General features: G+C 64.8%; 2 protein-coding genes. Both read left to right on the forward strand.

Annotated features, from left to right (window positions below; genetic code table 11):
* Positions 1-66 precede the first annotated feature (66 nt).
* Positions 67-357 (forward strand): transposase, encoded by a 291-nt coding sequence (locus Asi02nite_RS41325; RefSeq protein ID WP_203719498.1) that lies wholly within the window; start codon positions 67-69, stop codon positions 355-357.
* A gap of 68 nt (positions 358-425) precedes the next feature.
* Positions 426-611 (forward strand): IS3 family transposase (locus Asi02nite_RS42965; RefSeq protein WP_373312461.1); only part of this gene is annotated, 186 nt, incomplete at its 3' end.

Consider the following 611-nt stretch of genomic DNA (forward strand, 5'->3'; position numbering starts at 1 on the left):
TGAGCTTGACCCCGTAGTCCGGACACCTGCCCTGAGATGGCCTCGGCCATCAGGAAGGATGTCCCGGTGCCCGCACCTCACCCTCTGGAGTTCCGTCAGCGTGCCGTGGAGCTCGCCCGCGCGGGCGGCAAACCGGTCGCCGTGCTGGCGAAGGATCTCGGTATCAGCGAGTCGTGTCTGCGTAACTGGATGGCGCAGGCCGACACCGATTCGAACGGCTCCGGTGTTCGGCTGACCAGCGTCGAGAAGAAAGAGCTCGCCGAGCTGCGTCGTCGTAATCGTCAGTTGGAGCTCGAGAACGAGATCCTGAAGAAAGCCGCCGCGTATTTCGCGCGGGAGAACGTCCTCCCAAAGTAGGGTTCCGGCTGGTCCACGAACTCGCCGCCGACGGGATCGACGTCGCGGTGGCCTGCCGGGTCTTGAACGTGTCCCGTTCCGGCTATTACGAATGGCGGTCACGGCCGACATCCGTCCGGGAACAGGACAACGAGTTGCTGTTGAAACACATCAACCGTATTCACGCCGAGTCGCGGGGCACCTACGGGTGGCCGCGGGTCCACGCCGAGCTGACCCTCGGCCTGGGCGAGGCGGTCAACCACAAACGGGTCGCG

The sequence above is a fragment of the Asanoa siamensis genome (genome assembly GCF_016862555.1).
GTDB classification, from domain to species: domain Bacteria; phylum Actinomycetota; class Actinomycetes; order Mycobacteriales; family Micromonosporaceae; genus Asanoa; species Asanoa siamensis.